Origin of the sequence: Pseudomonas cichorii (assembly GCF_015471405.1) — a bacterium.
Lineage (GTDB): Bacteria > Pseudomonadota > Gammaproteobacteria > Pseudomonadales > Pseudomonadaceae > Aquipseudomonas > Aquipseudomonas serbiensis.
The window spans coordinates 140,075-151,627 of the sequence record NZ_BLVZ01000008.1; the positions used below are offsets into that span (position 1 = coordinate 140,075).

The 11,553-nt window shown below is 58.5% G+C and carries 9 protein-coding genes; 4 read left to right on the forward strand and 5 right to left on the reverse strand.

What is annotated here, in order from left to right:
- Positions 1-13: 13 nt before the first annotated feature.
- A complete protein-coding gene (locus tag JL015_RS14290) occupies positions 14-472 on the reverse strand; it encodes an REP-associated tyrosine transposase (protein WP_201018893.1) in 459 nt (152 codons plus the stop codon).
- Positions 473-742: 270 nt separating this feature from the next.
- Between JL015_RS14290 and ilvD the strand changes: the two genes are divergently transcribed.
- Positions 743-2,590 (forward strand): dihydroxy-acid dehydratase, encoded by a 1,848-nt coding sequence (gene ilvD, locus JL015_RS14295; protein WP_201018894.1) that lies wholly within the window; start codon positions 743-745, stop codon positions 2,588-2,590.
- A gap of 78 nt (positions 2,591-2,668) precedes the next feature.
- Here ilvD and JL015_RS14300 read toward each other — a convergent pair whose 3' ends face one another.
- On the reverse strand, positions 2,669-3,724 hold the full coding sequence (locus tag JL015_RS14300; protein ID WP_201018895.1) for a haloacid dehalogenase-like hydrolase: 1,056 nt from the start codon (positions 3,722-3,724) through the stop codon (positions 2,669-2,671).
- A gap of 177 nt (positions 3,725-3,901) precedes the next feature.
- Complete coding sequence (locus tag JL015_RS14305) at positions 3,902-4,414, reverse strand: dihydrofolate reductase (RefSeq protein ID WP_201018896.1); 513 nt, start codon at positions 4,412-4,414, stop codon at positions 3,902-3,904.
- A 103-nt stretch (positions 4,415-4,517) separates the two neighbouring features.
- On the opposite strand from JL015_RS14305, the gene JL015_RS14310 reads away from it, so the two are divergent.
- The 3 genes from JL015_RS14310 to JL015_RS14320 all read left to right on the forward strand — a co-directional run bounded on the left by JL015_RS14310 (position 4,518) and on the right by JL015_RS14320 (position 7,866).
- On the forward strand, positions 4,518-5,897 hold the full coding sequence (locus tag JL015_RS14310) for a DUF2868 domain-containing protein (RefSeq protein ID WP_201018897.1): 1,380 nt from the start codon (positions 4,518-4,520) through the stop codon (positions 5,895-5,897).
- Positions 5,890-7,275, forward strand: coding sequence for a GTPase/DUF3482 domain-containing protein (locus tag JL015_RS14315; RefSeq protein ID WP_201018898.1), 1,386 nt, complete (start codon positions 5,890-5,892; stop codon positions 7,273-7,275). The genes JL015_RS14310 and JL015_RS14315 overlap by 8 nt, the downstream gene beginning before the upstream one ends.
- A 135-nt stretch (positions 7,276-7,410) precedes the next feature.
- Positions 7,411-7,866, forward strand: a complete 456-nt coding sequence (locus JL015_RS14320) for a YkgJ family cysteine cluster protein (protein ID WP_025258115.1) — start codon at positions 7,411-7,413, stop codon at positions 7,864-7,866.
- A gap of 94 nt (positions 7,867-7,960) precedes the next feature.
- On the opposite strand, the gene typA is transcribed toward JL015_RS14320, so the two are convergent.
- Both typA and thiI read right to left on the reverse strand, forming a co-directional pair.
- Positions 7,961-9,781: a translational GTPase TypA gene (typA, locus tag JL015_RS14325; RefSeq protein ID WP_201003925.1), complete on the reverse strand. Its 1,821-nt coding sequence runs from the start codon at positions 9,779-9,781 to the stop codon at positions 7,961-7,963.
- Between the two features lie 140 nt (positions 9,782-9,921).
- Positions 9,922-11,376 carry a tRNA uracil 4-sulfurtransferase ThiI gene (gene thiI, locus JL015_RS14330; RefSeq protein WP_201018899.1) on the reverse strand — a complete coding sequence of 485 codons (1,455 nt, stop codon included), beginning with the start codon at positions 11,374-11,376 and terminating at the stop codon, positions 9,922-9,924.
- Between the last annotated feature and the right edge of the window lie 177 nt (positions 11,377-11,553).

Below are 11,553 nucleotides of genomic sequence, written 5' to 3' on the forward strand. Positions count from 1 at the left end.
TGCCCGCGATGGATTACAACCAAACCGCATCCCAAAGCGGATAATCACCCACCCGGTTCACCAAACCAGCCCTCAACGGATTAGCAACGATATACCTCGCAATACTCCGCAGATCCTCTTCTCGCCTGACAGCCCTGTCGTGATACCCCTTTTGCCATACCTGTGAATCAGCGCCAACTGCCGCCATTACAGCTCGTGAACTTCCCGATTTCACACGACGCATCAATAGCCCCAGACTGCCTGACTGCAACTCGACCAGCCAATGAAAGTGGTCTGGCATTACAACCCAAGCCAGCGAATGCGCTCTTCCCTCTTGCTGAGCCTTTCGGAACTCATCCACTAGCAAGCGCCCTGCTCGCCAGTCATCGAATATTTGACGACGCTCATGAACGACGGATGTCAGCAAATAAATACGTCCGGTTTCTGAGTACCGCCCTTTTCGCAAATCAGCTCCATGATTGACGCCAGACACACCGCACCTCGTCCCTGATGAGTACAAAGCAGGTTAGTGAAGTCTCCCCCCGATTAGCTGTTCAAGATGTGTCCGCAAGCCTGTCGACCCGTGTAGAATCGACCCTATTCATCGCCAGTCATCCCCCGGCGGGTTTATGAGCTCAGGCCGAGTGCACGGCGATCCCGTGGCGTTCGGTTTCTTCGCTGCGTCCGGTCACTGCCGTTTGCGTGTAGCGTCAATAGAAGCTCACTCCCCTTACTGATTAGCCTGTTTTGCCGGAGTGCTCCAATGCCTGATTACCGCTCGAAAACGTCCACCCACGGCCGCAACATGGCCGGCGCACGTGCCTTGTGGCGCGCCACGGGCATGAAGGACGAAGATTTCAAGAAACCGATCATCGCCATCGCCAACTCGTTCACCCAGTTCGTACCAGGGCATGTCCACCTCAAGGACATGGGCCAGCTGGTAGCCCGGGAAGTGGAACGCGCAGGCGGCGTGGCGAAGGAATTCAATACCATCGCCGTGGATGACGGTATCGCCATGGGTCACGACGGCATGCTGTATTCGCTGCCGAGCCGCGAGATCATCGCCGACTCCGTGGAGTACATGGTCAACGCCCACTGCGCCGACGCCATCGTCTGTATCTCCAACTGCGACAAGATCACCCCCGGCATGCTGATGGCGTCGTTGCGCCTCAATATTCCGGTGATCTTCGTTTCCGGCGGGCCGATGGAAGCCGGCAAGACCAAACTGGCCAGCCATGGTCTGGATCTGGTGGATGCGATGGTAATCGCGGCCGACTCCACCGCCAGCGACGAAAAAGTCGCCGAGTACGAGCGCAGCGCCTGTCCGACATGCGGTTCGTGCTCGGGCATGTTCACCGCCAACTCGATGAACTGCCTGACCGAAGCACTGGGCCTGGCATTGCCGGGTAACGGTTCGACGCTGGCGACCCACAGCGACCGCGAGCAACTGTTCCTGACAGCCGGTCGTACCATCGTCGAGCTGTGCAAACAGTATTACGGCAACAACGATGAGTCGGTTCTGCCACGCAATATCGCCAGCTTCAAGGCGTTCGAGAACGCCATGACCCTGGACATCGCCATGGGCGGTTCCACCAACACCATCCTGCATTTGCTGGCTGCCGCCCAGGAAGCCGAAGTCGCCTTCGACCTGCGCGATATCGACCGCCTGTCGCGCAAGGTTCCGCAACTGTGCAAGGTTGCGCCGAACATCCAGAAGTACCACATGGAAGACGTCCACCGTGCGGGCGGTATCTTCAGCATCCTCGGTTCACTGGCCCGTGGCGGTCTGCTGCATATCGACCTGCCGACCGTACACAGCAAGACCCTGGCCGAAGGCATCGCCAAATGGGACATCACCCAGACTGACGATGAAGCCGTGCATACCTTCTTCAAGGCAGGCCCGGCAGGCATCCCGACGCAAACGGCTTTCAGCCAGTCAACCCGCTGGCCGAGCCTGGACGACGACCGTGAAAACGGCTGCATCCGCAGTGTCGAGCACGCCTACTCCCAGGAAGGTGGCCTGGCCGTACTGTACGGCAACATCGCTCTGGACGGCTGCGTGGTTAAAACCGCAGGCGTGGACGAGTCGATCCATGTCTTCGAGGGCAACGCCAAGATCTTCGAGAGCCAGGACAGCGCCGTACGCGGCATCCTCGCTGACGAAGTGAAAGCTGGCGACATCGTGATCATCCGTTACGAAGGGCCGAAAGGCGGTCCGGGCATGCAGGAAATGCTGTACCCGACTTCGTACCTGAAATCCAAAGGCCTGGGCAAAGCCTGCGCCCTGCTGACCGACGGTCGTTTCTCGGGTGGCACCTCAGGCCTCTCCATCGGCCATGCTTCGCCGGAAGCCGCTGCGGGTGGTGCAATCGGTCTGGTACGCGATGGCGATAAAGTACTGATCGACATCCCGAACCGTTCGATCAACCTGCTGCTCAGCGATGAAGAGCTGGCCACGCGCCGTGCGGAACAGGACAAGAAAGGCTGGAAGCCGGTAGAAGTGCGCCCACGCAAAGTGACCACCGCCCTCAAGGCCTACGCCCTGCTGGCGACCAGCGCCGACAAGGGCGCTGTACGTGACAAGGCACTGCTGGACAAGTTGGTGCCATAAAAGCTGCAAGCTACAAGTCAAAAGCTGCAAGTCAAAAGCTTGCGGCTTATGGCTTGCAGCTTATAGCTACGTTTCCCCTTACTGAATCTCCTCCGGCTTGACGATCACCCAGTTCTTGTCGGCAGTCACCGGCAATCCTTCCCTGGCCTGAGCTTCGGCGTTGCTTTTGATCATGCCTTCCATCTGCTTCATGTACTTGTCTTTGCGGTTGACCCACAGGTGTACACCGCCTTTATTGACGTCCACGCCATGGAACAACATGTAGCCGTCACTGGTTGGCGTATCGCCAGCAACCAGAACGGGTTTCTTCCACTGGTCGATGTAGGTCAGGATGGCCGCCTGCTTGCCTGCCATCCAGGTGGCCGGCGTCCATAGGTAAGGCGTCAACTCCAGGTCCAGATTGCCTTTCTCGTCATATTTGCCAGCGGTGATCTGTTTGCGGGCAGTGGTCAGCTCGCCGGTCTTCCTGTCCTTGAGCAGCATGGTCACGCCAATGACGTTCTGCGGTTTGACGTTGTAGCCGTACTTGGGATCGGAAGCGACCATGCGCACCAGTTCTTCGGAAGCGGCGGTCATGACATAGACCTCGATACCGTTTTCCATCAGCTTGTTGAACAGTTCTTTCTGACCGGTGAAGATCCGTGGCGGCTCGACATCGAGCTTCTTGACCACATCACCTTCGTAATAAGTCGCCGGAACCGGCTTGCCCGATGCCATCAACTCGTCGACGTAACCTTTCAGTTCCTTGAGCGTGAAGCCCGAGAACACTTGCGCCACCCATGGGTAGCAGACCATGTCATCCAGTTCGCAAAGGCGGTAGTAGTAACTGAACAGGCTTTCCTTGTGGTCGGCGGTGTCCTTGAACGGAATCAGCTTCAGGGACGGGTCCAGTTTCTCGCGGGTGATAAGGCCCTTGTTTTCCATGTACGGCAGCAGCGACTCTTCGAGATCGAAGCGGTAGCTGGTGTTATCCATGTCAAAGACTGCGTAATTACCCTTGTTGGCGTTGGCGGCGATCATGGTGTCCAGTGCCTTGGCGGCAGGCTCTGGCCAGTGTTTCAGATCGGTGGCGAAAGCCTGACTGGCAAGACCCAGGCACAACGCGGCGGCAAGCAGTTTTGGCGCGAACTTCATCAGTGGTTTCCCCTTTGAAATGTATAGGGTCGACCGTAACAAAATGATGTGACTATTAACGTGCGTCAGCGACCCCGCGTGTTCTGACGGCGCCATGTCATGGATAGTTCGCGACACGAGGATTTGATTGCGACATATTGGGTGGCTTCGCGAATGGATTCATTCGCGAAAACCGGTTTACCGCCGCTCCCAAACCTCAAAACTGTAGGCAGGCTTGTCATCCTGCGCCGGGATCGGATTCTCGGACACCAGCGCCCATTCGGCGGCATCGAACTCCGGAAACCAGGCATCGCCTTCAGGGCTCAGCGCCACTCGGGTGAGGTAAAGACGGTCGGCATCAGGCAGGCCTTGCGCATAAAGCTGCGCCCCGCCAATCAGCATCACTTCATCGACGCCCTTTTCCTGCGCCCATTGCTCGGCACGCACCACGGCGGCTTCCAGGGAAGGAAAGACTTCAGCGCCTTCGAGCTGCAAGTCAGCCTGACGACTGACCACCAGATTCAACCGGCCAGGCAGCGGCCGCCCCAGCGAATCCCAGGTCTTGCGCCCCATGATGATCGGCTTGCCAAGGGTCGTGGCCTTGAAATATTTGAAATCCCCCGGCAAATGCCAGGGCATGGAATTGTCGACGCCGATCACCCGGTTTTCACCAAGGGCGGCAATCAGGCTGAGAGGGAGATTTTTTTTCATGGACGCGAGAATAACAGAGCAACGGAACTGATAGACACCGCATAAGCCCTAAGCTTCACCGCAACGGTTATGCTTTGTGCCTAATTCATCGAAGAGACGCTGTGTGACTGCTCTGACCCCACTCGACACCCTCTGGCTGACCGAAGCTGTACGCCTGCGAGAAGAACAGGCAGGCCTTCTTGAAGACCAGGAAGCCAACCGCCGCGCCCGCGCAACCGAAGGCAGCCTGAGCAGCCGGATCAAGCTGCGCGCCCTGTGGCTGGCCGAACGTGATGGCATGGTCAACGCCCTGCACCACTGGAAGCAAGGCGCTCGCCTGGCCTTGATCGCCTTGGCCGTTATCGCGGTGTTCAGCGGCGCGGGCCTTGCTTTTGCCGCCATGGGCAACGGACAGGCACCGGTCAATGTATTCTGGGCGCTGGGCAGCCTGCTCGGTCTGAACCTGGTGCTGTTGATCAGCTGGGCGCTGGGGCTGATGTTCACCGGGCGCAGCAGTTCGGGCCTGGGTCGACTCTGGCTGTGGGCCAGCGAAAAACTCGCTCGCGACGCACAGACCGCCCAACTGGCGCCTGCCCTGATTCTGCTGCTGCAACGCCAACGCCTCAACCGCTGGGCTCTCGGCCTGCTGGTCAACGGCCTCTGGCTGGCGGCCTTGCTAAGCGCCATGGTCATGCTGTTGATGCTGATGGCGACAAGACGTTACGGCTTTGTCTGGGAAACCACCATTCTGGGCAGCGAAACCTTCGTCAGCCTGACGCAGACACTGGGCATCATTCCGGCCATGCTGGGTTTCAGCACACCCGATGAACTGATGATCCGCGCTAGCGGCAATGGCGTATTGAGCCTGGAAAATGCCCGTCAGGCCTGGGCTTCCTGGCTGGTGGGCATCCTGCTCGTATTTGGCATCGTACCGCGCCTTATTCTGGCGCTGTTCTGCCTGTGGCGCTGGCAGCGTGGGCGCGCGACCTTGAAGCTGGATCTGGAGCTACCCGGCTACCTTCAATTGCGCGAGCGCCTGATGCCTAGCAGCGAACGCCTGGGCGTCAACGATGCTGCACCGCCACAACTGCATCAGGTAAAACCCAACGCAGGAACCGCCGATAGTGAAGGCGCCTTGCTGGTCGCCATCGAACTGGACGATCAATACCCGTGGCCCCCACAACTGCCGTCCAGCGTGGCTGACGCAGGTGTGCTCGACAGCCGCGAATCACGGCAAAAGCTGCTGGAGCAACTGGCCCACTACCCGCCTGCCCGCCTGCTCATCGCGTGCGACCCACGCCGCTCACCGGATCGCGGCAGCCTGGCCTTGATCGCCGAGCTGGCCAGATACGCCAGCCAGACCCGCATCTGGTTATTGCCAGCGCCAGCCGGTCAAACGCTTGATCCGCAGCGCCTCAATGACTGGCACGCCGCCCTGCAACAACTGGAACTGACGTGGAGCGAGCACTCGCAGGTGAACTGGCTGGAGACAGACAATGACTGAGCTGAGCAAACCACGCGCACTCAAGCTGGCCGTCGTGGGCCATACCAATGTCGGCAAGACGTCACTGCTGCGCACCCTGACCCGTGATATCGGTTTCGGTGAAGTCTCCCATCGCCCCAGCACTACACGCCATGTAGAAGGTGCGCGCCTTTCGGTCGAAGGTCAGGCTCTGCTTGAGCTTTACGATACGCCGGGCCTGGAAGACGCCATTGCCCTGCTCGACTATCTGGAACGACTGGACCGTCCCGGCGAGCGGCTGGACGGCCCCGCCCGGCTCGCGCGCTTTCTGGACAGCAGCGAAGCTCGCCAGCGCTTCGAGCAGGAAGCCAAGGTGCTGCGTCAGTTGCTCGACTCGGACGCGGGTCTGTACGTGATCGATGCCCGCGAACCGATCCTGTCCAAATACCGTGACGAACTGGCGGTATTGGCAAGCTGTGGCAAGCCGCTGTTGCCGGTGCTGAATTTCGTCAGCAGCCCACAGCAGCGGGAGCCGCAGTGGCGCGAATCCCTTTCGCGTCTTGGTTTGCATGCGCTGGTGCGTTTCGACAGCGTGGCACCGCCTGAAGATGGCGAGCGTCGGCTTTATGAAAGCCTGGCGCTGATGATGGAAAGCGCCCGCCCGCAACTGGAGCGGCTGATCGAGGATCAACAGGCCCAACGCAAAGCACGGCGGCATAGCGCAGCGCGGCTGATTGCAGAAATGCTGATCGATTGTGCGGCCTGTCGGCGTAGCGTGGAAACCGATGCGCAGCAGGAACAGAACGCCATCAATGAACTGCGCAAGACCATTCGCCAACGCGAGCAGCGTTGCGTCGAAGCACTGCTCAAACTGTATGCCTTTCGTGTGCAGGACGCTTCGGCAGCCGACTTGCCGTTGCTGGATGGTCGTTGGGGCGATGACCTGTTCAACCCCGAAACCCTCAAGCAACTGGGTGTACGGGTGGGTGGTGGCGTGGCGGCAGGTGCAGCAGCCGGAGCGGGTGTCGATCTGCTGGTCGGCGGAATCACTCTGGGTGCAGCGGCGCTGGTCGGCGCCATTGCCGGTGGCGCGCTGCAAACGGCGCGCAGTTACGGAGGACGACTGCTTGGCAAACTCAAGGGGCAGCGGGAACTGACGGTGGACGACGCCGTGCTGCGCCTGCTGGCTCTCAGGCAACATCACCTGTTACAGGCGCTGGACGTAAGGGGCCATGCGGCCATGGACAGCATCGAACTGAGCGAGCCGCAGGACAAGGCCTGGCGTGAGGGCAAGCTCCCCGACGCGGTACACAAGGCACGCGCGCACCCGCAGTGGTCATCGCTCAATCCTGGCGCGAAATTGAGTCAAGCCGAGCGACAGGAGCAGATCGAGAACCTGGCAAACTCGCGAATCGTGTAGAGCCCGTCGCGGCCAAGGCCCCTCCCACAAACCAGTGAAGTGACACCGACAGTCGCTTCACTCATTTTTGCCTACGCTAAACCCGCAAGCCCCGGTATGATCGCGCGCCCGATACACCCGGAAGCCTGAAAAGAAATGAAATCCACCTTGATCGCAGCCGCAGAGATCGATCGTCTCGATACCTGGGCCAAGTATTCCAGCCACATGTGCGGAGGCTGCATTTCCAGCTGCTGCACCTTGCCGGTAGAAGTGAAGATCAAGGATCTGATCCGTATCGGCATCGTTGACGAGTTCGAGAAAGACGAACCAGCCAAGAACATCGCCAAGCGTCTGCAGAAGGAAGGGATTGTCGAGCGCTTCAACCAGAAGTCCGGGATCTTCACCTTGCAGCGCATGAGCAACAACGACTGCCTGTATCTGGATCGCAAGAGCCGCCTGTGTACCATCTATGAAAAGCGCCCGGACACCTGCCGCAACCATCCGAAGATCGGTCCGCGCCCCGGATATTGCGCATACAAGCCAAAGGCCGTCGAGCGTCAGAACAGCGGCGCACTGAACTCGAACTCAGGTCGGGTACCGCTGAAGTTCTGATCAACAGCTTTCGTAGAAGCGCCAGACACCAGGCATAAAAAAACGCCCCCGGCCTTTCGACCGGGGGCGTTTTTCATTCAGCCGGGGCTAGATATCAAGCCTTGGCTTTCTTGGCAGCGCGGGTACGCTCGCTTTCGTCGAGGATCTTCTTGCGAAGACGGATCGACTTCGGCGTCACTTCGCACAGCTCGTCGTCCTGGATGAATTCCAGAGCCTGTTCCAGAGTGAACTTGACAGGTGGAACCAGAGCGATGGTTTCGTCTTTACCCGAAGCACGCATGTTGTCGAGCTTCTTGCCTTTGGTTGGGTTGACGCCCAGGTCGTTGTCACGGCTGTTCAGACCAACGATCTGACCGTTGTAGATCTCCTGACCGTGCTCAACGAACAGCTTGCCGCGCGCTTGCAGGGTTTCCAGGGAGTAGGTCAGAGCCTTGCCGGTTTCAACCGAAACCAGAACGCCGTTCTGACGGCCGGACATGTCGCCGGACTTCATCACGTCGTAACGGTCGAAGATCGAGGTCAGGATGCCTGCACCGGAGGTCAGGGTCAGGAACTCGTTACGGAAACCGATCAGGCCACGAGCCGGGATGTTGTACTCAAGGCGAACACGGCCTTTGCCATCCGGAACCATGTTGGTCAGGTCGCCTTTACGCAGACCCATTTGCTCCATGATCGCGCCTTGTGCATCTTCCGGCAGGTCGATGGTGACGTTTTCGTACGGTTCGTGTTTCACGCCGTCAACCAGACGGATGATCACTTCCGGACGACCTACGGCCATTTCGAAGCCTTCGCGACGCATGGTTTCGATCAGAACCGAGAGGTGCAGCTCACCACGGCCGGAAACCTTGAACTTGTCAGCCGAGTCGCCTTCTTCAACGCGCAGTGCAACGTTGTACAGCAACTCTTTGTCCAGACGTTCCTTGATGTTACGGCTGGTGACGAACTTGCCTTCTTTACCGCAGAAAGGCGAGTCGTTGACCTGGAAGGTCATGGCAACAGTTGGCTCGTCGACGGTCAGCGGCTTCATTGCCTCTACTGCAGTCGGGTCGCACAGGGTATCGGAGATGAACAGCTCGTCGAAACCGCTGATGCAGACGATGTCGCCAGCAGCTGCTTCTTCAACGTCGATGCGGTGCAGACCGTGGTGACCCATCAGTTTCAGGATACGGCCGTTGCGCTTCTTGCCATCGGTGTCGATAGCAACAACCGGAGTGTTCGGCTTGACTCGACCACGAGCGATACGGCCAACACCGATAACACCCAGGAAGCTGTTGTAGTCCAGAGCGGAGATCTGCATCTGGAACGGACCATCGCGGTCAACCGACGGCGCAGGTACGTTGTCGACGATCGACTGGTACAGCGGGGTCATGTCTTCAGCCATTTCGGTGTGGTCCAGACCGGCAATACCGTTCAGGGCCGAGGCGTAGACGACTTTGAAGTCCAGCTGTTCTTCGGTGGCACCCAGGTTGTCGAACAGGTCGAAGATCTGGTCCAGAACCCAGTCAGGACGCGCGCCTGGACGGTCAACCTTGTTGATGACCACGATTGGACGCAGGCCGGCTTCGAAAGCCTTCTTGGTCACGAAACGGGTTTGCGGCATAGGGCCGTCTTGAGCGTCAACCAGCAGCAGAACGGAGTCGACCATCGACATCACGCGCTCTACTTCACCACCGAAGTCGGCGTGGCCAGGGGTGTCCACGATGTTGATGTGGTAGCCATTCCAGTTGATCGCGGTGTTCTTCGCGAGAATGGTAATACCGCGCTCTTTCTCCTGGTCGTTGGAGTCCATGACGCGCTCGTCGTTGAGCTCGTTACGCTCCAGAGTGCCGGACTGACGCAGAAGTTTGTCTACCAGGGTAGTTTTGCCATGGTCAACGTGAGCAATGATGGCGATGTTACGTAGATTTTCGATCACTTGTGTATCTCGATCAGAGGATTCGGTGAGCTGACTGTTGTCAGGCAGCAATTAACATTGAGTCGGCAAAAGCCGTTACGGCTTGACGACTGGTGTCGGGGGGCCGGTGACGCAAGCCACAGGCAAACAGCCCCGGGCACTTAGCTCGGTCGATAAACGCGCACATTGGCATGCCCCTCACTGAGCAGATGGTGAGCATGCAGGCGACTCATGACGCCTTTGTCGCAATACAACAGGTACTGGCGCGTGTTATCCAGCTCCTTGAAGCGGCTGTTCAATGCATAGAACGGCAGCGTCTGTATTTCTATGCCCGGCACTTCCAGCGGCAGGTCTTCCTGGGCATCCGGGTGACGGATGTCGATGATGACCTGGCTGGCCAGCGCCTGGCTGACTTCCTCTATTTCGACATTCTGGCTCAGATCGTCGATCACCCGATCGATGGTCACCAGCCTGGCACGCTCGAGCGCTCGCTCGAGAACAGCCATGTCGAACTGCTTCTCTTCGTACTCAACGCGGTTACGCTTGGCGTTGGTCTTGGGGTTGACCGAAATCACCCCGCAATATTCAGGCATGTGCCGGGCGAATTCGGCAGTGCCGATTTCAGTCGCCAGATCGACGATGTCCTGCTTGTGGCTGGCAATCAGTGGCCGCAGCACCAGTTTGTCGGTAGCCGAATCGATGACCGAAAGATTGGGCAGCGTCTGGCTGGACACCTGCGAAATCGCTTCGCCGGTCACCAGCACATCGATTTCGAGACGGTCGGCAACAGATGAGGCAGCGCGTAACATCATACGCTTCAAAACTACACCCATATGACTGTTATCGACTTTCTGCAGAATTTCTCCCAGAACTTCCTCGAAAGGCACGCTGACAAACAGCACTCGCTGGGAACTGCCGTACTTCTTCCAGATGAAATGGGCGACTTCCATCACACCCAGCTCATGAGCACGGCCACCCAGATTAAAGAAGCAGAAGTGTGCCATGAGGCCACGACGCATGATCTGGTAAGCCGCAACGGTCGAGTCGAAACCGCCCGACATGAGGACCAGGGTCTGCTCCAGCGCGCCCAGCGGATAACCGCCCATGCCCTGATGCTGGTCATGAATGACGAACAGACGCTGGTCGCGGATTTCCATACGCACGACGAGTTCGGGCTTTCGCAGCTCGATACCGGCAGCGCTGCACTGCTGGCGCAACTTGCTGCCGACGTATTTTTCGACGTCCATGGAGCTGAAATCATGCCGCCCTGCACGCTTGCAGCGCACCGAAAACATCTTGCCGGGCAGCAGGTCGCCGTAATGCGTCCTGCATCTGGCAACGATGTCATCCAGATCACCCAGCGGATACTCGGCAACCTGCAGGAAATTGGCGATACCCGGCATGCAGCTCAGGCGCTCGGTGATGCCCTGCAGGACTTTGGGATCGGTCAGCCTTGTTTCGACCTCAAGATTGTCCCATACGCCACCCACGACAATGTCCGCGTCCAGTTCCCGGAGCACGGTACGAATGTTCTTGGCCAGCTGGCGGATGAACTTCTTGCGCACCGGCGGGCTTTTGATGGTGATTTCGGGAAAAACTTTAACGATTAGCTTCATGGAAACGGTACGTGAGGTGCCGGCCGAAAAAGGGGGGCGCGGATTATAGCGGAAATTGCTCAAGGTTTAACCAGTTATCGTACTACCAATCATCGTCGCACCAAAAAAGCACGCCGAGGCATTTTAAAGCCCCATAAAGGTGCGTCATTTTGCCGATAAATCCGTTTTTGACTCCGA

Bases quoted from the DNA above. Each gene is read 5' to 3' on its own strand.
- ilvD (WP_201018894.1), top strand. From the start codon at position 743: ATGCCTGATTACCGCTCGAAAACGTCCACCCACGGCCGCAACATGGCC.
- JL015_RS14300 (WP_201018895.1), bottom strand. From the start codon at position 3,724: ATGAAGTTCGCGCCAAAACTGCTTGCCGCCGCGTTGTGCCTGGGTCTT.
- JL015_RS14305 (WP_201018896.1), bottom strand. From the start codon at position 4,414: ATGAAAAAAAATCTCCCTCTCAGCCTGATTGCCGCCCTTGGTGAAAAC.
- JL015_RS14315 (WP_201018898.1), top strand. From the start codon at position 5,890: ATGACTGAGCTGAGCAAACCACGCGCACTCAAGCTGGCCGTCGTGGGC.
- JL015_RS14320 (WP_025258115.1), top strand. From the start codon at position 7,411: ATGAAATCCACCTTGATCGCAGCCGCAGAGATCGATCGTCTCGATACC.
- thiI (WP_201018899.1), bottom strand. From the start codon at position 11,376: ATGAAGCTAATCGTTAAAGTTTTTCCCGAAATCACCATCAAAAGCCCG.